19 protein-coding genes and 1 tRNA gene are annotated in these 22,233 nt (G+C 68.9%); 12 read left to right on the top strand and 8 right to left on the bottom strand.

All coding sequences use genetic code 11. From position 1 onward, the window contains the following. Window positions 1-65: 65 nt before the first annotated feature. Window positions 66-998 carry a hypothetical protein gene (locus ACNTMW_RS20200; RefSeq protein WP_426635246.1) on the bottom strand — a complete coding sequence of 311 codons (933 nt, stop codon included), beginning with the start codon at window positions 996-998 and terminating at the stop codon, window positions 66-68. A 106-nt stretch (window positions 999-1,104) separates the two neighbouring features. On the opposite strand from ACNTMW_RS20200, the gene ACNTMW_RS20195 reads away from it, so the two are divergent. The 3 genes from ACNTMW_RS20195 to ACNTMW_RS20185 are packed head-to-tail and all read left to right on the top strand — an operon-like array spanning window position 1,105 to window position 2,352. Then, window positions 1,105-1,398, top strand: coding sequence for a hypothetical protein (locus tag ACNTMW_RS20195; RefSeq protein ID WP_426635245.1), 294 nt, complete (start codon window positions 1,105-1,107; stop codon window positions 1,396-1,398). A gap of 2 nt (window positions 1,399-1,400) precedes the next feature. Then, a complete protein-coding gene (locus tag ACNTMW_RS20190) occupies window positions 1,401-2,087 on the top strand; it encodes a hypothetical protein (protein WP_426635244.1) in 687 nt (228 codons plus the stop codon). Continuing rightward, the gene (locus tag ACNTMW_RS20185; protein WP_426635243.1) at window positions 2,080-2,352 is read left to right on the top strand and encodes a hypothetical protein; all 273 of its coding nucleotides are present in this window, start codon (window positions 2,080-2,082) and stop codon (window positions 2,350-2,352) included. The genes ACNTMW_RS20190 and ACNTMW_RS20185 overlap by 8 nt, the downstream gene beginning before the upstream one ends. On the opposite strand, the gene eccD is transcribed toward ACNTMW_RS20185, so the two are convergent. Further along, window positions 2,342-3,664, bottom strand: coding sequence for a type VII secretion integral membrane protein EccD (gene eccD, locus ACNTMW_RS20180; RefSeq protein WP_426635242.1), 1,323 nt, complete (start codon window positions 3,662-3,664; stop codon window positions 2,342-2,344). The genes ACNTMW_RS20185 and eccD overlap by 11 nt on opposite strands. A gap of 120 nt (window positions 3,665-3,784) precedes the next feature. Here eccD and eccCa point away from each other — a divergent pair, with 120 nt between their 5' ends. Together eccCa and ACNTMW_RS20170 are read left to right on the top strand one after the other, a co-directional pair. Beyond that, on the top strand, window positions 3,785-7,825 hold the full coding sequence (gene eccCa, locus ACNTMW_RS20175; RefSeq protein WP_426635241.1) for a type VII secretion protein EccCa: 4,041 nt from the start codon (window positions 3,785-3,787) through the stop codon (window positions 7,823-7,825). Between the two features lie 16 nt (window positions 7,826-7,841). Further along, entirely contained in the window at window positions 7,842-8,927 is a 1,086-nt protein-coding gene (locus tag ACNTMW_RS20170; RefSeq protein WP_426635240.1) for a hypothetical protein, read from the top strand. A gap of 183 nt (window positions 8,928-9,110) precedes the next feature. On the opposite strand, the gene ACNTMW_RS20165 is transcribed toward ACNTMW_RS20170, so the two are convergent. Next, the gene (locus tag ACNTMW_RS20165) at window positions 9,111-9,326 is read right to left on the bottom strand and encodes a winged helix-turn-helix domain-containing protein (protein ID WP_426634264.1); all 216 of its coding nucleotides are present in this window, start codon (window positions 9,324-9,326) and stop codon (window positions 9,111-9,113) included. A 246-nt stretch (window positions 9,327-9,572) separates the two neighbouring features. On the opposite strand from ACNTMW_RS20165, the gene ACNTMW_RS20160 reads away from it, so the two are divergent. Beyond that, entirely contained in the window at window positions 9,573-9,788 is a 216-nt protein-coding gene (locus ACNTMW_RS20160; RefSeq protein ID WP_426635239.1) for a hypothetical protein, read from the top strand. Further along, window positions 9,785-10,087 carry a hypothetical protein gene (locus tag ACNTMW_RS20155; RefSeq protein ID WP_426635238.1) on the top strand — a complete coding sequence of 101 codons (303 nt, stop codon included), beginning with the start codon at window positions 9,785-9,787 and terminating at the stop codon, window positions 10,085-10,087. The genes ACNTMW_RS20160 and ACNTMW_RS20155 overlap by 4 nt, the downstream gene beginning before the upstream one ends. Before the next feature lie 222 nt (window positions 10,088-10,309). On the opposite strand, the gene ACNTMW_RS20150 is transcribed toward ACNTMW_RS20155, so the two are convergent. Further along, window positions 10,310-10,636: a hypothetical protein gene (locus ACNTMW_RS20150; protein ID WP_426635237.1), complete on the bottom strand. Its 327-nt coding sequence runs from the start codon at window positions 10,634-10,636 to the stop codon at window positions 10,310-10,312. 795 nt (window positions 10,637-11,431) lie between these two features. Between ACNTMW_RS20150 and ACNTMW_RS20145 the strand changes: the two genes are divergently transcribed. Next, window positions 11,432-12,463, top strand: coding sequence for a hypothetical protein (locus ACNTMW_RS20145; RefSeq protein ID WP_426635236.1), 1,032 nt, complete (start codon window positions 11,432-11,434; stop codon window positions 12,461-12,463). A gap of 397 nt (window positions 12,464-12,860) precedes the next feature. Here the strand turns inward: ACNTMW_RS20145 and ACNTMW_RS20140 are convergent, their stop codons facing one another. Continuing rightward, window positions 12,861-13,949, bottom strand: a complete 1,089-nt coding sequence (locus ACNTMW_RS20140) for a hypothetical protein (RefSeq protein WP_426635235.1) — start codon at window positions 13,947-13,949, stop codon at window positions 12,861-12,863. A 365-nt stretch (window positions 13,950-14,314) separates the two neighbouring features. On the opposite strand from ACNTMW_RS20140, the gene ACNTMW_RS20135 reads away from it, so the two are divergent. The 3 genes from ACNTMW_RS20135 (at window position 14,315) to ACNTMW_RS20125 (ending at window position 16,233) form a co-directional block, all read left to right on the top strand. Next, a complete protein-coding gene (locus ACNTMW_RS20135) occupies window positions 14,315-14,557 on the top strand; it encodes a hypothetical protein (protein WP_426635234.1) in 243 nt (80 codons plus the stop codon). 190 nt (window positions 14,558-14,747) lie between these two features. Beyond that, window positions 14,748-15,671: a tyrosine-type recombinase/integrase gene (locus ACNTMW_RS20130; RefSeq protein WP_426635233.1), complete on the top strand. Its 924-nt coding sequence runs from the start codon at window positions 14,748-14,750 to the stop codon at window positions 15,669-15,671. A 412-nt stretch (window positions 15,672-16,083) separates the two neighbouring features. Next, complete coding sequence (locus tag ACNTMW_RS20125) at window positions 16,084-16,233, top strand: hypothetical protein (RefSeq protein ID WP_426635232.1); 150 nt, start codon at window positions 16,084-16,086, stop codon at window positions 16,231-16,233. Between the two features lie 139 nt (window positions 16,234-16,372). Here ACNTMW_RS20125 and ACNTMW_RS20120 read toward each other — a convergent pair. From ACNTMW_RS20120 to ACNTMW_RS20110, 3 genes are all read right to left on the bottom strand, one after another. Beyond that, a tRNA-Met gene (locus ACNTMW_RS20120) sits at window positions 16,373-16,449 on the bottom strand. A gap of 138 nt (window positions 16,450-16,587) precedes the next feature. Next, window positions 16,588-19,578 carry a UPF0182 family membrane protein gene (locus ACNTMW_RS20115; protein ID WP_426635231.1) on the bottom strand — a complete coding sequence of 997 codons (2,991 nt, stop codon included), beginning with the start codon at window positions 19,576-19,578 and terminating at the stop codon, window positions 16,588-16,590. 181 nt (window positions 19,579-19,759) lie between these two features. Continuing rightward, the gene (locus ACNTMW_RS20110; RefSeq protein WP_426635230.1) at window positions 19,760-20,782 is read right to left on the bottom strand and encodes a YlbL family protein; all 1,023 of its coding nucleotides are present in this window, start codon (window positions 20,780-20,782) and stop codon (window positions 19,760-19,762) included. Window positions 20,783-20,920: 138 nt separating this feature from the next. Between ACNTMW_RS20110 and ACNTMW_RS20105 the strand changes: the two genes are divergently transcribed. Further along, a complete protein-coding gene (locus ACNTMW_RS20105) occupies window positions 20,921-22,177 on the top strand; it encodes a zinc-dependent metalloprotease (RefSeq protein ID WP_426635365.1) in 1,257 nt (418 codons plus the stop codon). Window positions 22,178-22,233: the final 56 nt, after the last annotated feature.

Here is a 22,233-nt window from a genome sequence, read left to right as displayed (position 1 = left end):
GTCATTCCATTGACGTTCGCCACCTCATGCCATTGAAGCAGAAACCGGCAACGTATTCAGACCCGTCAGTTCATCTCCAGCCCGCTGACGACCGCGGCGGCCAGCGCCGACACCGCGCGGCGGGTACGCGGCGCCAGCAGGTCCCAGCGCAGCGGCTGCGGCCGGTGCAGCACCGGATCGTCGGGCAACCGGAACGCCGGTACGTCGAAATCACCGGCCCCGATCCGGCGGTCGTCCGGTCCGGATGTCGGCGTCGGCACCAGCGCCACGACCACGGACCGGTCGACGGGTCGGCGCAGGACCGAACCGATCCACGGCAGGCAGGACCTCACCCAGGCACGACCGGCGTCGTCGTCGGCGCCGACCAGGACCACCCGGTCGGCCGTCGCGATGACCGTCGATGCCATCGACTCGTCGTCCAGCCGCGGCGCGTCGGTGACCACGGCGGACACGTAACGGCCGAGAGCCGGCACCGCGGCGACGTACTCCTCGCCCCGGATCGCCGGCTCCCCGGTCGCCGGGTCGGCGGCGAGCAGCAGGAAGCCGTCGGCCAGCGCGAGCTGGCGCCGCAGCCACCGCGGTCCGACCGCACCCCGGGGCGGGCCGCCCGGCTCCGCGGCCCGGATACCGAGTCCGGTCAGCACCGACTCGGCGGAACCACCGGGCCGCGTGGCGAGCCGGCGGTACAGCCCGCCCTCGTCACCGACGTCGACGGCCAGGACGTTCGGCCCCTGGAACCGCGCCAGCGCGAGGGTGACCAGGGCGGCCACCGTGTACCGGCCACCCGGCGGCGAACCCGCCACCACGATCGAACCGCCGGCCCGCAGCCGCCGCGACAGCAGGTCGCGCTGCTGGCGCTCGGCGCGCAGCCGGGCGGTGAGGCGCGGATCCAGCGCCCGTACCGCCATCCGTCCCAGCGCCCGCAGCGACCACCGGTCGGCCCCGGCCGGTGCGGATGGCCCGATCGACGGGCCGGCGTCCCGGGTGGATCCGCTCACGACCATCAGCGCATCGACTCCCCTCGACGTGATCCACCGCCGCAGGCGCACGTATCGAGTGACTCCGGTTGATACCCTGGTGGGCACACCGGGCGGGGAGGTGGACGTGACCTACGTACAGTTTCCGTACGAGACGCTCGTGAGCCTAGGGCAGAACCTGCAGACCCTCAGCGACAAACTGCAGGGCGACCACCGAGGCGCCGCTGACGTCGCCGGGCTCACCGACGACCACGCCGAGATCAGCAACGCCATATCCGACTTCCGCGACGAGTGGAAGAGCAGCCTGCTCGAGCTGATGACCAACATCGGCACGTGGGGTGGCCTGTCCGAGGCGATCGGCAAGCTGGTCGCCGACTTCGACGCGCAGACCGCGGCGGCGCTGCGTCCGGACGGCGGCTGACCGTGACCGAGCCGTCCACGCTCGACCCGTTGCCGGCGAGCGACCTGAAGCTCAACCCCAACGTGGCGCACCCTCCGTTCCCCTGGTTCATCGGGATCCCGCGGGACTGGGCGCTGCTCGATACCAACCCGGCGTCCTGGCAGCGCAGCGCCGAACGGATGGTGGACGATCGCTTCCACGGCCGGAAGCTCAAGGCCGCGGAGCGGCGCGCGGTCCTGGACTTCGTCGAGCAGCTCGTCGCCGACTGCCAGCGCAGCGGTGCGGCGCTGAGCATGCTGCAACTGGGCCGGATGTCGACCGGTACCGTGGGCAGCGCCGGACTGCACCTGGGATGGTTCGACTCCGCGCCCGACCTGGCCGGCCTGGCCCTCGTCCGGGACGTGCTGCCGCGTACCGGCACGGTCGAGGAGGTCGACACGCCGACCGGCACAGGCCTACTGCACCGCAGTACGGTCTCGTCCGTCCCACCGGGCGGCACCACCCGGGTGCGCTCGACCGTGCTCCAACTCTTCCTGCCGATCGAGGGCACGACATGGACCGCGGTGCTCAGCGCCGCGACGCCCCATCCGGAGCTGGAGCGGGCCCTGGGCGAGCTGATCGTCGCCGTGGCGCGCAGCATCCTGCCGACCGACCCCGAGGCGCTCGCCGAAGCCGCCACGGCGGACCCGCCGGAAGACCCGGATGGCTGACCGGAGGGACCGGGTGGTCGTCGAGGCGCACGGCCTGCGGAAGGCGACCGCCCTCGCGGCGCTGCTGCACGGGTCCCGGCACGGCCCCCGTGACCTCAAGCGACCGTACGCCGCACTGGTCGTCGGAGTGCTGCTGGGCGTCGTGCTGCTGGTCGCGCTGTGGGCGGCGCACCGCGTCACCGGCCTGCTGCATCAGCAGAAGGCCGGGCGCGCGTCGGTGGTGTCCACGACGGACCCGGCCGGGGTCGGCGCGCTCAGCCGGTGACCCGGTCGAAGCCGCCGACCACGGCGACGGCCAGCGGCACGAGCGCCACCAGCGCCACCGTCTCGACCAGGTCGAAGATGTGCCGCCAGCGCGCCGCGCCCACCTCGCCCAGCACCGGCCGGCCGGCGACCACCGTCACGACGATGAGGACGAGCGGGCCGGCGAACGCCACCCAGGTGGCGGCGGCCGTGGAGGCGCCCAGCCGGCCGGGGACGGTGATCACGGCGACCGCCGCCGCGACGACCGCCGGCAGCAGCATCGGCCAGACCTGACCGGCCCGGGTGAACGCCCGGGACCGCAGCGCGAACGCCACCCCGAGGACCACGCCCAGAGCCGTACCGAACCAACTTCCCCGCGCCACCAGGACCGCGCACGCGACCGCGGCGACGACCGCGATGCCGCCGACCGCACCCGTCAAGGTGGTCTGGCCGCGCCGGACCGCCGCGGCCACCTCCTGCCGGCCGGCCTGCTCACCCTTCTCCTCGGCCCGGAGCATCGGTACCAGCCGGGACCGGGCCAGCGCCGCCTGCGGGGCGAGCCCGGCGGCGAAGCTGACCAATACCGCGGCCACGGCGGCCACCGCCGGCCCGTCCAGACCGACGGCGACCAGCGCCACGCCGAGCAACCCGGCAACCAGCGCCACCGCGCCGCCGGCGGCGAGGCCGTACCATCGCGGGCCGACCAGCGCGAGCGCGGCGCAGCCCAGCCCCGCACCGGCCAGCCCTGCCGCCACCAGGGCGGGCGCACCGCCCTCGGCCAGGCGCGCCGCCTCCACCCCGGCCAGGGCCCACGCCGGCAGCGCCGCCACCGCCAGGAAGTCACCGCCCCGGCCGCGCAGCAGCCAACCGGCGATCACGGCGGAACCGGCGAGGTCGGCCAGCAGCGCGACGACGCCCACCGGGCGCAGGGCCAGGAACGGCACCGCGCCGGTCAGCGCGAGCACGACGACCGCGGCGAGCGCGCAACAGCCGTACGTGCGGGCGTCGCCCGTCCACTCGCTGCCGTCGCTGTCCAGGATCGACTGGACCTCGTCGATCACGTCGTCCACCGCCGGCGGCGCGGGCGCCTCCTGCGGCGGCGTCAGGTACAGCAGGTCGGCGTCGAGGACACCAGCCTCGCTGAGGGTGCGCCCCTGGTCGAGCGCGCCGGCGGAGACCGACGACAGCACCCAGGCCCCGTCCGTGCGGGGCGGCAGCGACATCAGGTCGCGCAGCTGCGGCAGCAGTTCCATGATCGGACGGTCGGCCGGCAGGCTCAGGTCGATCGAGCGCTCGTCGGCCGACACCGTCACCCGCGTGAATCGGGTCGCCATCGTCGTCGGTCCCCCTTTTCGTGACCGTTACCGTACCGAGCGCGTACTACCCTAGAACTCCCATCGAGCGGTTTGCATCTCACCGCCCGGACGAGCCGTGCGAGTGGCAAGGGGAGAGCCATGACGCAGCGGGTGGTACACCGTCCGGCCCGGGTGCCCCCACCCGACCCGGACTTCGCGCCACTGGACGTGGTGTCGCCACCGACGCTGCCCGACCGGGGCGGCGGCGCCGGCGTCATGCAACTGCTCATGCCCGTCATGGGCGGCGGCGGGATGCTCATGATGATGATCGCCAACCGCAACCCGCTGATGATCCTCGCCGGGTTGGCCATGGTCGGCGCGACCGTCGTCGGCGGCGTCGGGATGTTCGTCATGCAGCGCACCGGGGCCGCCCGGCGCTTCGCCGAGCAGCGCCGGCGCTACCTCGAGTACGTCGACGAACTGCGCGACCAGGTCCGCGGCGACGCTTCCGCGCAGCGGGCGGCCGCCAACCACCGCCACCCCGAGCCGGCCGCGCTGCCGGACGTGGTCCGCGAACCTCGCCGCCGGTGGGAGCGCCGGCTGTCCGACGAGGATTTCCTGGTCCTGCGGGTGGGCACCGGGCAGGACCGGCTCCGGCGGCGGATCAACCTGCCGGGGCAGGGCAGCAATCCCCTGGTGGAGCTGGACCCCGTGACGCTCGCCGCCGCCCAGTCGCTCGTCGACCGGGACCGGCTGCTCGACCACATGCCCATGGCGGTCCCCCTGCACGGCGTGGTGTCGGTGGTCGGCGCGCCGGCCGAGACCCGCAACGCGCTCCGGGCGATGCTCGCGCAGCTGGTGGCCCTGCACGCGCCGGACGACGTCCGGCTGGCGTTCTGCCTGGGTCGCAGCGCGGCACCCGAGTTCGACTGGGTCAAGTGGCTGCCGCACTGCCTGCACCCGACGGAGTTCGACGGACCCGCGCCGAAACGCCTGGTCGCCTCCGACCAGGCGACCCTGGCGGCCCTGCTCAAGTCCGACCTCGACGAGCGCCTGGTGCAGGTCAGGCACGCGCGCCGGCTCGGGGTGGGCGAGCACCGGTTCCGGGGCGACCGCCTCGTGATCGTGGTCGACCAGACGTCCGCCGGCGCGGTCGACCCGCTCGGTCACCTCGACAGCGACGTCAACCCGGCGGAGCTGGGGATCACCACCGTCGTACTGGTGCCGGAGCGGCAGGACGAGCCCTCCCGGGTCGACGTACGGGTGACCGTCGAGGCCGGCACGGTCACCGTCGAGGACCTGCGCCCCCTGCCCGACAGCCGGGCCGACGAGATGCTGGCCAGGCGCCGGCGGGTGCTCGGGGCCGGTTCCGGTCACGCCGACACGGTCGGCCCGGCCGAGATCACCGCCCTGGCCCGGCAGGTGTCGGCAATCCGACTGGTCCCCGACGCGACCAACGAGGCACCGCTGGAGACCACCATCGACCTGCGCGGCATGCTCCGCATCACCGACGAGGCCGACTACGACGTGAAGGCGCTGTGGGCGCCGCGACCGCTGCCGGACTTCCTGAAGGTACCGTTCGGCATCGGGCCGGCGGGCAAACCGGTACACCTCGACCTCAAGGAGTCCGCCCAGGGCGGGATGGGCCCGCACGGGCTGTGCGTCGGCGCGACCGGTTCCGGCAAGTCGGAGGTGCTGCGCACGCTGGTGCTCACCCTCGCCATGACACACCCGCCGGAGCGGGTGAGCCTCGTCCTCGTCGACTACAAGGGCGGGGCCACGTTCGCCGGCCTGGAGGACCTGCCGCACACGTCCGCGATGATCTCAAACCTGTCCGACGACACCGGACTGGTCGACCGGCTGCACGACGCCGTCCAGGGCGAGATGAAGCGCCGCCAGCAGATCCTCCTCGACGCCGGCCAACTGCCCAACATCACCGAGTACAACCGGCGCCGGGACGCGGGCCGGCCACTGCCGCCCCTGCCGAACCTGCTCGTGGTCATCGACGAGTTCAGCGAACTGCTCACCGCCAAGCCGGACTTCATCGAACTGTTCCTCGCGATCGGCCGGATCGGCCGCTCCATCGGCGTACACCAGCTACTGGCCTCGCAGCGACTGGAGGAGGGCAAGCTGCACGGGCTGGAGTCGTTCCTGTCCTACCGGGTCGGCCTGCGCACCTTCAACGAGCAGGAGAGCCGCACCGTGCTGGGCGTGCCCGACGCGTACACGCTGCCGCCACTGCCCGGTTCGGGGTACCTGAAGGTTGACACGACCGTCTTCGAGCGGTTCAAGGCGGCGTACGTGTCCGGCCCGTACAAGCCGCCCGCGGGCGCGGAAGCCGTCGACGCCGCACCCCGAGCCTCGCCCTTCTACCTGTACAACGACGTGCAGCAGTGGCTGGACCGGGCCGCGGGTGAGCCGCGGCCGGCCGCCGACGGCGACGAAGGTCCCGTCGTCGCGTCCACCCTGGACGTCGTGGTACGGCGGCTGCGGGAGAACGGCAGCCGGGCACACCAGATCTGGCTGCCGCCGCTGCCCGCCGCCCTGCCGTTGGACGCCGTCACCGGTCCGCTGGTCACCGATCCGACGTATGGGCTGACCGTGGCCGACCCCGAGCGGCGGGGTACCCTGCGCGTCCCGCTGGGCCTGCTCGACCGGCCGACCGAGCAGAAGCAGGAGCCGTTCGTCCTGGACCTGTCCGGCAGCGGCGGGCACCTGTGCGTCCTCGGCGCACCGCAGACCGGCAAGTCGACCCTGCTGCGGACGCTCATCACCTCGGCCGCGCTGACCCATACCCCGCAGGACCTGGCCTTCTACTGCGTCGACTTCGGTGGCGGCACGCTCGGCTCACTGGCCGGCCTCCCGCACGTGGCCGGGGTCGCCGGGCGGCTGGACGCCGACCGGGTACGCCGTACGGTGGCCGAGGTCAGCGTCCTGATGGGCGAACGCGAGCGGCTCTTCGCCGAACAGGGCATCGACTCCACCGAGATGATGCGGCGCAGGCACCGCGAGGGCCGGCTACCCGAACTCGCCACCGCCGACATCGTCCTGGTGATCGACAACTACCCGGTGCTGAAGGCCGACTACGAGGACCTGGCCGAGATCGTCCAGGACATCGGCTCGCGCGGTCTCGGCTACGGCGTACACCTCGTCCTGACCTCCGGCCGCTGGGCCGACCTGCGGATGCAGCTCCAGGCCGTCATCGGCAGCCGGATCGAACTGCGCCTCAACGACCCGCTCGACACCACGATAAAGAAGAAGGCCGCCGAGAGCCTGCGCGCCGACACCCCCGGCCGCTGTATCAACACCGACGCGTTGTTCGCGCACGTCGCCCTGCCCCGCATCGACGGTAAGGGCGACCCCGCCACCCTGCAGGCCGGCCTCGACGGCCTGGTCCAGCGGGTCGCGGGCGCGTGGACCGGCGACCGCGCCCCGGCCATCCGGATGCTGCCGACCATGGTCACCTACAACGAGGTGGCCAAACAGGTCGGCGCCGACGACGACCGGATCCGCCTCGGCGTCGACGAAACCGAACTGCGGCCGGTCCTGCTCGACCTCTTCCGCGGCGACCAGCACCTGCTGGCCTTCGGCGACGCGGCCAGCGGCAAGACGTCCCTGCTACGACTGCTCGTACACGACCTCGTCAGCCGGTACACCGACGACCAGGTGGTCTTCGCCGTCGTCGACATCCGTCGCACCCTGCTCGACGTCGTTCCCGAGCCCTACCTCGGCGCGTACGCCGGCACCGCCAACACGGCCGCCGGGCTGGTCAACGGCGTCGCCGGCGAGCTGCGCACACGCCTGCCCCCGGACGACGTGAGCGTCCGGCAACTGCGCGACCGGTCCTGGTGGAAGGGGCCCGAAGTGGTCGTGCTCGTCGACGACTACGACCTGCTCCCCGGCGGGTCGCCCGGCATCCTCGCGCCGTTCCTGGAATTCCTCCCCCAGTCCCGCGACGTCGGTTTCCACCTCGTCGTGGCCCGGCGCAGCGGCGGCGCCGGGCGGGCCGCGTTCGAACCCGTACCGCAGCGGATGCGCGAGGTCGGCTGCGCCGGACTGCTGATGTCCGGGGACCGGCAGGAGGGGCAGCTCTGGCCGCAGAGCTACCTGTCGGTACAACCGCCGGGGCGTGGCTACCTCGTCCGCAAGAACCGCAGGCCGACCCTGGTGCAACTCGCGTACGTCGAACCCACCGTCTGACAACGGAGAGGCTGCCGTGCAAACGATCGGTCCGTACCGGGTACTGAGACCCCTCGGTTCGTGTCAGGCCGGCAAGGTCTGGTTGGGAGCCGACGCCGCCGGCCGCGAGGCGACGATCGCCGTGCTCGACGCCGCCGTGGCCCGGGACGACCAGTGGCGGCAGGCGTTCGGCGCGACGGGCAGGTCGCTGGCGGCGGCGCGGGCGATCCGCGTCGTCAACGTGGACCTCGCCGCGCCGGCGCCGTGGCTGGCCTGCGCACCCGACGTCGGCCAGGGTGCCGTCGAGGTGTTCACCGCGCTCGGTCAGGAGTACCACCCGGTCACCGAGGACGCGCGGGGCGACAGCCCCTCCCCCGCGCCGACGGTGGGGTCAGCCACGGGACGGCCGGCCGCGCCGGGGTCGGGGTCGGGGTACCGGCCGCCCGGTGGCTGGGTCGGTGTCCTCGCCCTCCTGATCCTCCTGCCGGGCGTGGGGAGCGGAATCATCGCGAGCACGATCGAGCCGCGCGGAGTGGCTGCGACCTCGAGCGGTTCCCCGCCCACCCGCACGACGCCCACCCCGTTCGTGACCCCGAGCCCGACCCGGCCGGGCGTGGAGCCGCCCAGGGAGGGCACCTGGCCGGCGGCCTGGCCGACCTTCGGCAGCGCGGACACCGCCCGGACGCTGCCCAAGCTCCCCGGGCTCGACCGCTCGTTCCAGGTACCGGCCACCTGGCGGTGCGACCAGGCCGCGCGGGCCACCGGGTTCGCGCGGTACACCTGCACCGACACGTCCGACACGTCCGGCGCGGACAACCGGACCGGCGGGGAGCTGCTCGTCCGGGACTGCCCGCAGCCGTGCGACTCCAACCGGCGGGTCCAGCTCCGGCGGGCCGAGGAGGCGTGGGGGCTGCAGTGGGTACGCGCGGGCAGCTACACCAGCTGGGCGGAGACCGGCCAGCTCGACGGGGCGCCGCGGTACGGCCTGGTCTTCGTCGCGTACTGGCGCAGCGCGCCGGACGGGCCGATCGACCGTGAGGTCGTCCTCCGGATGTCGGGACCGCCCGACCGGGTCAACGACATCCGGAAGATCGCGAACTCCATCCGGCGCGAGATCACCTGAGCGGCCGCGACGTGGCCGAGCGGCTACCGGAGCCAATCGGCCGACGGGCGGTGGCGCCGGAGACCGTCCGCTTCGAACTCTGGCGGCCCGTTTTCCCTGGTACCGGGGAGGATGAGCCTCTGACCTCTAGGTACCAGCGCAGGGGCACTCCTCGTGCGGTCGAAGGTCGCCCGTGTCAGTGCGTCAGTGCTTCTTCACGTACACCGCCACGCCGGCCTGGGTCTCGGTCAGCCCCTCGGCGCGCAGCAGCATCATCGCCTTGCCGATGACCGTGTCCGAGCACTGATACTCGCGCATCAGCTCGGCCCGGCTCGGTAGGCGGGATCCGGGCGGATACTCGCCGTTCTTGATCTTTCCCCGGAGGTCGTCGGCGACCTCTTCGTAGCGCTGTTTGGGCATGGTGACACTCCCCGGTTGGCGGGGATATTCGATCACTGTGCCACCTTCTCCCGCAACCGCTACCGATCGATGGTTCGTCCTCCAACCGGTTGACCTCCAACCGGTACCAATCGTAGGTTGGTAGCGACCGCCCCGGTTGGCGCCGGGTGGTCAACCGGTCCAGGGCGGGAATCCCTCCCAAGACTCCCTGCCCTGGACCCCCGGCAACCCCTCACCTATCCCCCGGCGCACCGGGAAGGCCTGGCAATGGACCAGCGCACAGACATCGAACAGACGCTGCGCGAGCACCACCGCCGAGCGCTGCGACGGTGGCGCTGCCGCTGCGGTCGACTGTGGCCCTGCACCGCCTGGCAGCTCGCTGCCGAACAGCGCTTCGACCTCAACTGCCGCGCTCGGCTGAATGACGTCATTGCCCAGATGGGCAACGACGGTGGGCCACCACTCATGGAGGACAACCGGTGACCGCTGACTCTGCACCCTTTGAACACGTGCTGTCGACGGCGCTCGAGTACGTCCTCACGCTCGACGAAGGCGACGGCAAGCCCACCCTGGCCGTCCGCGACGGCCAGACCGTGGTCGCCCGAATCTCCGGGGCCGACGACCACGACGAGACGCTGGCCGGCATCCGCAAGCTAGTCAACGGCCTGTGGCTACTACAGACCACCGTCGTCGGACAGAAGTACCGGCAAGAGCGCCAGGCTCACCGGACAACCGCCGATTCTGCGGCCGTCGACAGCGACGGTCAGCCGGAAGACATGTAGGACACCGGCTCCCAAACCTCGGCCAAACCACAACGGTCTTGAGAACCGCCAGACGGTCCCCGTCCTCGCGAGTTCGAATCCCACGCCCTCCGCCCCATCTGCACCCCAGCCGCCTGGCCTCCTGGTATTCGTGTTCGTCGCTCACGCCGACGTCCCGTCGTGTCTCACCCGGTCCCGCGATCGACCAGGTACTCGGGGGTGCGACGGGGAGACACATGTGCCTCAGTCAGCTCTCTTGAGCCGGAAGCGTGCCGAGTCGCCCTCGATGACTAGGTTGAAGAGAGGAACTGGCGCGCCGTCAGGGTCGGTCAAGGTCAAGGTTTCCAGGATGATCCTGGACGCACGACCACTGCGCTCGAAGTCTCCAGTCCGCAGGCCTTCGGATGCGTCCTCAAACAGTGCACGGAGGTCCTGCTCGAAGAAGTCCCGAGGATGGAACTGGCCCTCGGTCCTGAACATGGCGTAGAAGTGTGCGCCGCGAATCTCGCCGACGAGCTCCTGGCCGCGGTACAGCCGCCAGACATCTCCATCGCGCTCCGCCTGGCCCATGTCTCCATACCCTATTGACTGCCTCCTTGCTGCCCACTACGCAGGTTGCGCGGAGGTACTGGCGAGGTTGGACCGGGCGATTGTGGTGGCAATCCTGGCAGCGATCCCGCACCGACCGCCCGCCTCAACGGTGTCGGCGCTGACCACTCACCACTACGTGAAACGGCCCGCCGGATGATCTCCGGCGGGCCGTCTTCCCTGGTAGCGGGGAGAGGATTTGAACCTCTGACCTCTGGGTTATGAGTAGCCCGCGAGCTATCTCATCCGTGCCGCGATAACCCACCTGAGCTGCACAAAGGCTCAGATCCGCCTCGAGTCGCCGCAGTCGTTCCGGCCGATAGCCGCTCGTCTTGGTCACACGTCTGGTCACGCTGCCGACGATCCCCTCACACACTTTCGAGGTCTGTGGGACGACCAGCCGGCGTACGCGCGGCGAGCCGGAGGTCCAGACGCGACGCGACGCGCTCATGCGACGCCTCGATTGCCACCAGCACACTCGGCACACATCCGTTCCCCACCTTGACCTCGAGGCGTTGCGATACGCACTTCTCCACGTCACGCCCACCTTCGCTCGCGCTCAGCCCCGCGCAGGGAGGCCGACCATGAGCGCACCCTGTCAAGAAATAGTCGTAGATCCGACAATTCATTATCCCGCGCGTCTCCACCAGCGCAAACAAGCACACATGTAGCGCTCCGCGTCGGCATCATCCCTGCGAGCCTTGTCAATCCGTACTCAGCCAGACACACTGAGCAAACTGAAGGCACCCGACTACTAAGTGGGACGGGGGTGGCGAGATGAGAACACACAACCTCGACAGCTGGCTCCACAACTTATTTGAGCAGAGCGCCAGCGAGGAATTCAACCAAGTTGCGAATGCCGAGCAGCAGGCGTTGGTCTGGCTCGAACATTTAGCACATGACATACAGTCAGCGCGCGATACACACTATCAGAGCGCCACGAACGAACCTCCGCCAGATACCAGGCAGAGGTTTCAAAACGAGAGGCAGTCAGATAATCCCCGCCCCAAGCATCAAAAGCGGGCCAGAATTTTCACCCCCACCGCCGAAGCGCTTGCGATAATTGCACGCCTGGTTGTTCACCTTACCCGCGTCAATGCTACGAGCATGCGCATTATTACGCTAACTAAAGTCGATCTCGCAAGCGGCCTGATCGTCCTCATGCTGGCCGCGTCCCTCACCGGATGGACACTCACGAACGACTTACAACACCTCCACATCGCCGTTGTCCTCCCCTCGGGAATGCTGACGGTGTGGTTTCTAGGGCGATGCGCATTAGTAGCAACCAGCCGGCTGTATAACCGCCGCGCCTTACGTCTAAACAAGCTGTATCTATACCGGGGCGCCCGATATGCAGTTGATGATCTGGTCGACAGAGAACTGCCACGACTACTCCGCTGGCAAAGGCTCTCTGAACGATTCGGCCAGACGGTCCTTGCGGACCGGATCATAACGGAGATTACGTCTCTTGACGCGTTACGTAGAGACGTCAGCACGCTCAGCGCCGATGATCTCGATTGGGCATTGCGCGCCGAACTGGAGCATCCAGAGTCGGTACCGAAAGCGCGGTACGGTCGTGACCTAGTTGTGGGCACACTGACGCCGTTCATAAGGCCGCTTTATCGAAAGTACAACGACTTGAAGACCCGGATCAGGGCAAGCGTTGTCTCGCTGGACACTGCGCGTGTGCTCGCATCAAGCGATACGACACTCGCGCTACAAGCCTGGCGGGAAATCGAAGATGAACTCGGGCGTTTCTATAGTGAACTTGGCCCACCACCAGGCTACCAGGACCGGGAAAATGTCTGATACAGCGGCCCCTCCATGGAGCGACCTGCCAAGCATAAAAAAGGCTGAAGCATGGGACAGGGCGGTTGAGGGATCAGGGAAGGTACTCTTCAAGGAAATACAAAGGAACATACGCCACAAACGAAATATGGCACGACTTGAGGTGGCTATACAAATCATACGGCTAATTATGTCGGTTGTTCCCATTGGCGCTGCGTTGGTTGCCACCCTCGCGCTAGTTTGGCTCGCAAGGTATTTTGTCGACCACAATGCACCTGCCGAAGGGGCCACAATTGTCGGGTCCAGCCTGGCTGCGGTCGTGACAGCATTCCTTGGAAATAAGATGATACAGCGCAAGGCGAAGAAGTAATCAGGTCTGCACCAGACAGCGACTACAGCAACGGCGGCTATGCTCTAGTTACTCGGGCCCATGAATGCCACTTTCCCTGCTGTCACCGTCGCCGCCGTCGAAAGCCGCTCTTGATGCGTCAGAACCAGCACGCTCACGCAACCACCTGCGCCTTTCCTCGCGTGCTTGCTTGCGTACCGCAAGCCGAAACAGCTCGTCCTTATCATCTCTCAGCTCAGCCGATACCTCTTCGGGGGAATCCGGATACTCCCGCACAAACTCGATGGCGACACTGAAATAGCTTCGCGGGTCAAAGACGGCATACGCATCCTGAGGCTTTACTCGACGGAGCGGCATACCCTCAGTGCGAATCCTAGCCCCACATTCTGGCTTGTCGGAATCAGCCGGATAGAACCAGAGAAGCGATTCGCAGAATTCGGCCTCACGCTTACGCTTACTAAGAATTTCGACCCACGTATCAACCTGCTTACTTGCCAAAACCTGAAAGATTGCATAGTCGCCAGGATAGAGGAGGTATGCGCCTTGGACATCCCGAGGGGGCACAGCTATCTCTTCATCCGTAAAGGGGTGCCGCCCAGCGTAGAACTGGACATCGTACGCGATAACTCGGGCGGGATCACTCCCAAAATTGTGCAGAAACCCATGCGACACAAAGAAGGCGTCCCAGGACCAGTGAGGCCAATGCTCTAGCAGAAGAGCATCCTCGTTTGGTGACGGCGTCAGCGGAACGGGTAAGTCGCCCCTACTTTCAGCTATTTCCGCGAATCCATTCTTGCGAAAGATCACTACCGCTATGCGCGGCAACGCCGCATCAATTCGAGCGCGCGCCACCTCTAACGCGGATAGCTGCGAGGTTTGATACGCCGTGCTAGCTTCCGCACCTGCCGTAGCCGCTTGCTCCATGGCCGCAATCGCTTGCTGCTCTGCGGATTCGGCCTGACGAGCAGCGTGATTGACTTGTAGCTCCGCAGCCGCTGCACTCCTCTCGCTAGCACGCATGCTCTTACGCGAGATAAAGGCCGCCCATAACGAGATAAGCATCGCCAAAACAGCTGACGTTACTGGCAGCGTTTGCTCATCTAAGAAGCCCCACAAGAATCGGAAAATCCGAGCGAGCTCACCCGATAGCGCAGGCATGGCTAGTGCTTTTCGCTCCGCCGCATGAGTCCAGTGTGCAGACACCCGCATATTAGTCAACCATACTGGTCCACGTTCATCAATCGATGTTAGCGTGGTAGTCAGTTCCACTCGTGGTCGAACTACGCGGCTGGTTGGTTCGGCAACCAGCGCCTTGCGAAAGCGGGGGGCCTCAGCCTGCCCTCATCACCAGGCTGCCCAGGCATCCGTGATGATGCGCCGCATGTCTGACCTGACGGGCCGCCAACCGAGGTTGAGATGCCCCGCCGCTGCTCGCCGCCTGCCGACCACCCGAGCCGGCCGCCGCCCCGATCGGCACGCCAACCCCCACCTGCGGGGGGCGGGGCATCTCAGATCCGGTCGCGTTGCTCCCCGCGCACCTGGGCGCCGTCGCCCGCGCCCCCGAGGGCCGGCGCCGCACCACGCTCTACGGCGCGGCCCGCGGCGTCGCCCGCATGGTCGCCGCCGGAGCACTGACCTGCGCCGACGCGCACGCCACCCTCTATGCCGCCGGGCGCGCGGCCGGACAGAACGACCGGGACACCCGCGCCGCCATCGCCGGCGGATTCCGCGCCGAGTCCGTCGCCACTGAAGGGATCGCCGCATGACCCGACCACACCGGATTATCGAGGGCACCGCCATCCTCGTGAACTACGTCGACTACCGGGACGCGTACGTGCTGCCGAACATCGGCAAGCGGCGGCTGCAGGATATCGACGTACCGGCGCTCGACGCCCTATACCGGCACCTGCTCAGCGCAGGTCGCCGCAAACGGGATACCAACACGATCATGTACGAGTGCTGGTCGGCCGCCGCCGGGCCGGCGTGGATCCCAAGCCAAAGGAGATCGCCGGCAACTGCAAGTTATCGGTCTACGCGGCGCAACATGCGGTGTATCGGTACCGGTACCGGCGCGGCCGAGTGCCGGTAGCGACGACACCCGACCTGGCACCCAAGACGGTCAAGAACGTGCACCGGATGCTGCACCGGGCACTGAGCGACGCGGTGGCCTGGCGATATCTGGACTACAACCTGGCCGCGCACGCGAGCCTGCCCCGCGAGAGCAGACGCAGCAAACGCAGGCGGGGCACGACCTGGGCGCCCGATCAACTGGCAGCTTGGTTGAAGGTGGCCGTCGACGACCGGGACGCCGCCATGTGGGTACTCGTCGCGACCACGGGCATGCGACGGTCGGAGCTGGCGGGTGCCGAACGCGCTTTACTCAACCTCGACGCGGGAACGCTGGAGCTGGGCGACACGCGAGTCGTGGTCGACGGCAAGGCAATCGACTCGGACGGCAAGACCGAGATCGGCAACCGCACTATCTCGCTCGACGCGTTCACCGTCGCTTACCTGCGTCGGCACCTGACCATGCTGGACGAAGAACGGCAGGGATTCGGCGCAGGCTATCAAGACCACGGCAAGCTGTTCTGCCACCCGGATGGCCGACTGCTACACCCGGCCGCGTCGACCAGTCGGTTGAACCGCCTGGTCGACGCGGCCGGAGTGCCGTCCATCCGGCTCCACGACGTGCGGCACACGTACGCGACGCTGGCGCTCGGCGCAGGCGTGGATATCAAGATCGCCAGCGACCGGATCGGCCACGCCTGGATCGACGTGACGGGGCGGATCTATGGCCATCGGAGCAGCGGTCATGACCGGCAGGTGGCGGAGCTGATGGCACGGCTCATCTTTGGGAAGCAGCGAGATTCGCACTTATAGCAAGAACTCACAAATGACAGCGAATGGCACCCGGGAGCGCCCGGGTGCCATTCAATTTCCCGTAGCCCATCCAGCTCTGAACAAGACAGCTCGGGAGCATATTGGCTGGTCATTGAGTTGATCACGACTCTACCCGATTCCCTCTAACGAGTCGCGACTTGATCCGTTACCGGGAATCGCGTCAAGTTTAACCTTGACAGCCTCGCCGGATCAGCATTCAGGCGGGATCGGCGTGTCGTGCGTGGACGGTCGGCTGCAACACGTAGCTTCGGGCGTGCGCCAGATGTGATCCGTAAATGCGCACGAACCGTTAGCCCATCCAGCTCTAAACGCAGAAAGGAGACCGATGTCTCTAACGATCGTCCCCGCAGACCCCCACGTCCCATCACGGCCCCTTGACGGACAGCCGACTGTGCTGGTGATCGTGATCGTCCTGTGCTTCGCGATCGCGTACCCGGTGGTAACCGACTGGTCGGGGGTCAGCACGAGCGTCGTGGAGATGACGCTAGCCGCAATCCCCGGGATCCTGCTCGCCGCCTACGGCCGGCGGCACCGCAGGTGACGTAGCGCAGGCCGCCCCGCTCGGCACGGGTCATCCGCTCTCCGGGTGGGGCGGCCTGGTAGCAGAGCCGCTGGCTACAGGCTGGCTACACGAGACGCGAAAACGCCCCCTCAGATGATCTCTGAGGGGGCGTTTTCCCTGGTAGCGGGGAGAGGATTTGAACCTCTGACCTCTGGGTTATGAGCCCAGCGAGCTACCGAGCTGCTCCACCCCGCGTCGCTTCGTAAACGTTAGCGCACCCGGCTCGCGATCACCAAATCGGATTCCGGTGGCCCCGCCCACACCTTCGGATCTTGGTAAGTCCCGACCTCCGAGCGGGGTGGAACTTACCAAGATCCGAAGGGCGTGACACCGCTACGGGCTCGTGGACGGCGACGCGCCGGCCGACGGGGTCGGCGTCGGGGACCCCGCCGCCGGGGCGGTCGTCCCACCGGCCGCCTGCTGCGCCGCCTGGTACTGCTTCACCGCGTCGTCGAGCGCCTTCAACGCCTGCCCGTACTTGTCGAAGTCGCCGCTCTGCTGCGCGGCCCGCAGGTCGGTGATCGCCTGCTGGATCTTGGCAGCCGCCTCGGACACCGCACCGGAAGCCGGCGACGGGGACGTGGGCGTGGGCGTGGACGGCTGCCCGGTCGCCGGCGGGGTCGTCGACGGCGGCGCCTGGCCGCTCGCCTGCCTGATCAGACTGTCGATCGCGGCCTGCAGGGTGTCCTCGTACGCCACGTACTTGCCGAAAGTGACGAGCACCTTGCGCATCGACGGGTACGAGTTCTCGTTCGTACTGCGGATATAGAGCGGTTCGACGTACAGCATGCCGCCGTTGACCGGAAGCGACAGCAGATTGCCGTAGACCGGCTTGGAGTTCTGGTTGCGGAACTGCGTCAGGTCCTTGGTCACTTCCGGCGTGCTGGTCATGTTCTGCTGCACCTGGACGGGGCCCGCGGTGGGCGCGCCCTCCGGCATCTGCAGGAGCTGGAGCTGCGGCTTCCCGTCCACGAGCGACGCCGACAGCAGCGCCGCCAGGTTGTTGGGCCGGCTCCTCGGGGTCATCACCGCGGTGAGCTGGAACCGGGGCTGTTCCTGCCCGGGGAACTGGGCAACCAGGTAGTACGGCGGCTGCTTCTGCCCGCGCTGCGCGCTGTCCGGCGACGGGTCGTCCGGCACCTGCCAGAAGTTCGGCCCGGAGAAGAACTGGTCGGGCGCGGTCACGTGGTACCGGGCCAGCAGGTCACGCTGCACCTTGAACTGGTCCTCCGGGTACCGGAAGTGCTTCTCCAGCTCCGCCGGGATGTTCTTGCGGGGTTCGACCAGCTTGCCGCCGAACGCCTGGTTCCACGCCTTGAGGACCGGGTCGGACTCGTCGTAGGCGTACAGCTTCACCGTGCCGTCGTAGGCGTCCACCGTGGCCTTGACCGAGTTACGCAGGTAACTGATCTCCTCGCGGGCCTGCGCGAAGGTGCCGGTGCCGGTCTGCGCGTCGCTGGTGGCGTCGCGCAGGTCGACCCGCTGCGAGTACGGGTACGTCGACGAGGTGGTGTAGCCGTCGAGGATCCAGACCACCCGCCCGTTCACCACAGCCGGGTACGGATCGCCGTCCATCTTCAAAAACGGCGCCACCTTCTCGACCCGCTCGCGCGGGGTGCGCACGTACATCAGCTTCGAGTCCTCGTTGAACACGCTCGACAGCATGAAGTTCGTCTCGCGGTACTTGGCGGCGTAGAGCAGGCGGCGCCAGTAGGCGCCGATGGCGACCCCGCCCTTGCCGTCGTAGGTGAAGTACTGGTCGTCACCGCTGGTCGGCCGGTCGAACTCGGTGTTCTTCCCGGCGCCACCGACGACGGCGTACTCGCTCATCCGCTCGCCGTAGTAGATGCGCGGCTGGGCCGTGCTGATCTGCTCGGTCGGCGTCGAGCACGCCTCGCTGCCGCCACCGGCCGCCGGCTTCTTGTCGTCCTTGGTGCCGTCGTTGAGGAAGCCGGAGACGAACAGCGGCTGCCCGCTACAGACCACCCTGTTGGCCGGTGCGGCCACGAACCCGTACCCGTGCGTGTAGACGGTGTGCTTGTTCTGCCAGTTGCTCTGCTGCGCGCTCAACTTGCCGTAGTTGATCTCCCGGACGCCCACCACGTAGTCCTGGGTGGCGCCCTCGAACGGGTACCGGTCGATGTCGAGCTTCTCGCCGAAGTCGTAGAAGCCGCGTGCCTGCTGCAACTGGGTGTACGTGTCGGAGACGACCGCCGGGTCGAGCAGCCGGATGTTGGGCACGGTCCCCTTGTCCGCGGCGAGCTCGGCCGACGGCGTGGTGTTCGCCGAGTCGTAGCCGTTCACCGTCACGTCGGTGAGCCCGTACGCGCGTCGGGTCGCGTCGATGCTGTGCTGGATGTACGGCGGTTCCTTGCTCAGCGGGCTCGGCTTCACGGTGAACGACTGCACCGCGTACGGGTAGATGCCGCCGATCGCGACCGCCGAGATGACGAGCAGGCCCATCGCCACGCCCGGCCACAGCAGGCTGCGCATCCAGGCGTTGGAGAACACGATGATCGCGACGGCGACGACCACCGAGATCCAGGCGAGGATCTCCTTGGCCGGCAGCAGCGCGTTGATGTCGGTGTACCCGGCGCCGGACACGTCGGCGCTGTCGTTGTGGCCGAGCAGCAGGCCGCGCCGGTCGAGGAAGTACGCGACGGCCTTCAGCAGCACGAACACCGCGACGAGCGTGGTCAGGTGGGCGCGGGCGACCGCCGTCATCCGGTCGCCGGCGCCCTGCAACCGGACGCCGCCGAACAGGTAGTGCATCGCCAGCGCACCGAGCACCGAGACGACCACCGCGGTGAAGGCGGCGCCGAGCAGGTAGCGCCAGAACGGGTACTCGAAGACGTAGAAGCCCACGTCGACTCCGAACACCGGGTCGGTGACCCCGAACTTCTGCGCGTTGGCGAACAGCATCCACTGCTGCCAGCGCCCCTGGGCCGACAGGCCGGCGAACAACCCGACCAGCGCGGAGAACCCGGCGATCCAGGTGCCGACGCGGGGCGCCAGCAGCAGCCGGTACCGGTCGAGGGTCTGCTGTTCGAGCGAGTGCGGGCGCAGCAGCGGGCGCAACCGGTAGGCCAGGTACAGGTTCAGCGCGACGATCGCGGCCATGCCGACGCCGAACAGCACGAACAGCACCAGTCGCGTGGTCAGGATCCCGGCGAAGATCTGCCGGTAGCGCACCTCGTCGAACCAGAGCCAGTCCGTCCACGTGTTGATCACGCGATCGAACAGCGCGAACAGGATGAACAGCGCGGCCAGCACGACGACCGTGACCCGGCCCCGGCGGTTCACTCTCGACAAGGGGGTACGCATTACCACGGTTGACTCCGCACGCTCGCGTCATGAAACGCCACCAGCGTACGCACTCCTGTCACGATCAGCGCCCGCCCCGCGCCGGTCGGGTCGCGCGAGCCGGCCTCATCCGGGCGCGAACCGCCCCCAACCGGGCACAAGCCACCCGCGACATGCCGCTCTCGCCCGGGATGTGACCCGCTCAGCGCGTGCAGAGCGCCGGCTGCCGGTGCTCCCGTACGGCCTGGAGCGCGGCGAGCGCGTCGTCCACAGTGGCGACCTTCGCCAGCGGCAGCCCGGGTACCGCGTTGGCCATCGCCTCCGCGCAGTTGCCCGCGGGGGTGAGGAAGACGGTGGCGCCGTCGCGCTTGGCGGCGACGAGCTTCTGCGGGATGCCGCCGATCGAGCCGACCTTGCCGGCGTCGTCGATCGTCCCGGTACCGGCGATCACCTTGCCGCCGGTGAGGTCGGTCGGATCGAGCTTGTCGATGATGCCGAGGGTGAACATCAGCCCGGCGGACGGACCGCCGATCTTGTCCAGGTCGATCTTCAACTGGAACGGGTGCGGCTGCTTCGACTCGACGGTGACCCCGATGCGCGGGTTGCCGTCCTCGGCACGCGGCGTGATCGTCGCCGTACCGGCCGCACCGGCGCGGGTGTAGGCGACGGTACGGGCCGTGCCCGCCGGCTTCGCCCGGATCAGCTCGGTCAACGTGGCCGCCGTGGTCACCGGCGAGCCGTCCACCGCCGTGATGACGTCACCCGTCTGGAGTACGCCGGCGGCCGGCGTGTCGGGCCTGACCTCGGCGACGGTGACCTGCACCGGGTACCCGAGCTTGGTCAGCGCGGCCGTCTCGGCGCTGGTCTGTGAGTCTTTGAACTCCTGTGCGTTCTGCTGGTCGACCTGCTGCTCGGTCTGGTCCGGCGGGTAGATCAGCTCGCGCGGCACCACCGCGTAGTCGTGCTGGATCCATCCCTTGACCGCTTCGAACAGCGTCAGGTTCGAGGTGACGCTCACCGTGGTCAGGCGTAGCTGCCCGGTCGAACTGCTGACCGGGGCGCCGGTGACGCTGATGACGTCGTGCTTGTCGGCCTGCCCCAGGGTGTTCACCGTCGGACCCGGCCCCAGCGCCACGTAGGGTACCTGGATCGCGAAGAATGCCTGCCAGAGCAGCAGGACCAGCAGGACACCGCCGAGCAGGACGGTGGCACCACGACGTCTCATGGCGGCGAGCCTATCCGGCACGCTCTGCGGTGACCGCGAGCAGGCGTCGCGTACCGTGGAACCGTGCCCGCAGATACCCCGTTCGGATTCGGCCTGCCCGGCGGTGGCGACCTCCCGGATCCCAACGACCCGCAGCAGATGCAGCGATTCCTCAGCCAGCTGCAACAGCTCTTCGCCACGCCCGGTGGCGGGCCGGTCAACTGGGACCTCGCCCGCCAGGTCGCCCAGGCTTACCTCACCGGCGTGCCCGGCGGCGGCGCCGGACAGTTGCCGTTCGGGATGACCCTACCGGCGGGCACCGGCGCGCCCACCCCGCCCGCGTCCGGAGAGGGACCGGTGGGCGACCCCGCCGTCAGCCCGGCCGAGCGCGGCGCCGTCGCGGAGGCGCTCCGGCTGGCCGATCTGTGGCTGGAGCCCGAGTCGGCGCTGCCGTCGGGCATCGCCGCGACCGCCGCGTGGACCCGCTCGGAGTGGATCGGCGCGACCCTCGACGTGTGGCGCAAGCTGTGCGACCCGGTCGCGGAGCGCATGGTCGCCGCGATGGCCGACCTGATCCCCGAGGAGGTGCGCGGCCAGCTCAGCCCGATGACCTCGATGGTGACGTCGCTGGGCGGCGCGCTGTTCGGCGGCCAGCTGGGCACCGCACTCGGCTCGCTCGCCGCCGAGGTGCTCTCCGCCGGCGACATCGGGCTTCCGCTCGGACCGGCCGGCACGGCCGCGCTGGTCCCGGCCAACATCGAGCGGTACGGCGAGGGCCTGGAGATCAACGCCGACCAGGTACGGCTGTACGTGGCCCTGCGCGAGGCGGCCCACCAGCGGCTGTTCGGGCACGTCCCGTGGCTGCGCGGGCACGTGCTCGCCGCGGTCGAGGCGTACGCGGCCGGCATCCGGGTCAACCGGGAGGCCATCGAGGAGGCCATGAACCGGTTCGACCCGACCAACCCGGAGGGCATGCAGGAGATCGCACTCGAAGGCGTGTTCGCGCCGGCCGACAGCCCGCAGCAGAAGGCGGCGCTGGCCCGGCTGGAGACCGCCCTCGCCCTGATCGAGGGCTGGGTCAGCCACGTCGTCGAGCGGGCCGCCGGCGACCGGTTGCCCGACGTCGTCCGCCTCGCCGAGGCCTTCCGCCGCCGGCGGGCCGCCGGTGGGCCGGCCGAGCAGACCTTCGCCGCCCTGGTCGGCCTCGAACTGCGGCCGCGCCGGCTGCGCGAGGCCACCGCGCTGTGGGCGGCGCTGACCGAGCACCGGGGGGTGTCCGGCCGGGACGCGCTGTGGGGCCACCCCGACCTGCTGCCCGACGAGGAGGCGTTCGCCGACCCCGACACGTACGCCCGGTCGCCGCTGGACCTCAGCGATCTGGAGAACGAATTCGGCGACGACGCGCCCGATTCCTGACCTCCGCGATCGTGGACAACGACCGGTCTGGCCCGCGGTGCGACCTGTCGCCGGCG

The sequence above is a fragment of the Planosporangium spinosum genome, from assembly GCF_049999945.1.
GTDB lineage: Bacteria > Actinomycetota > Actinomycetes > Mycobacteriales > Micromonosporaceae > Planosporangium > Planosporangium spinosum.
The sequence above is the reverse complement of the archived record's forward strand: the minus strand, read 5'-3'. Positions and strand labels throughout refer to the sequence as shown.

What these genes read in the sequence shown, in the direction of transcription:
- ACNTMW_RS20185 (WP_426635243.1), top strand. Translation starts at nt 2,080, where the DNA reads ATGGCTGACCGGAGGGACCGGGTGGTCGTCGAGGCGCACGGCCTGCGG.
- eccD (WP_426635242.1), bottom strand. Translation starts at nt 3,664, where the DNA reads ATGGCGACCCGATTCACGCGGGTGACGGTGTCGGCCGACGAGCGCTCG.
- eccCa (WP_426635241.1), top strand. Translation starts at nt 3,785, where the DNA reads ATGACGCAGCGGGTGGTACACCGTCCGGCCCGGGTGCCCCCACCCGAC.
- ACNTMW_RS20165 (WP_426634264.1), bottom strand. Translation starts at nt 9,326, where the DNA reads ATGCCCAAACAGCGCTACGAAGAGGTCGCCGACGACCTCCGGGGAAAG.
- ACNTMW_RS20160 (WP_426635239.1), top strand. Translation starts at nt 9,573, where the DNA reads ATGGACCAGCGCACAGACATCGAACAGACGCTGCGCGAGCACCACCGC.
- ACNTMW_RS20150 (WP_426635237.1), bottom strand. Translation starts at nt 10,636, where the DNA reads ATGGGCCAGGCGGAGCGCGATGGAGATGTCTGGCGGCTGTACCGCGGC.
- ACNTMW_RS20145 (WP_426635236.1), top strand. Translation starts at nt 11,432, where the DNA reads ATGAGAACACACAACCTCGACAGCTGGCTCCACAACTTATTTGAGCAG.
- ACNTMW_RS20140 (WP_426635235.1), bottom strand. Translation starts at nt 13,949, where the DNA reads ATGCCTGCGCTATCGGGTGAGCTCGCTCGGATTTTCCGATTCTTGTGG.
- ACNTMW_RS20115 (WP_426635231.1), bottom strand. Translation starts at nt 19,578, where the DNA reads ATGCGTACCCCCTTGTCGAGAGTGAACCGCCGGGGCCGGGTCACGGTC.
- ACNTMW_RS20110 (WP_426635230.1), bottom strand. Translation starts at nt 20,782, where the DNA reads ATGAGACGTCGTGGTGCCACCGTCCTGCTCGGCGGTGTCCTGCTGGTC.
- ACNTMW_RS20105 (WP_426635365.1), top strand. Translation starts at nt 20,921, where the DNA reads ATGCAGCGATTCCTCAGCCAGCTGCAACAGCTCTTCGCCACGCCCGGT.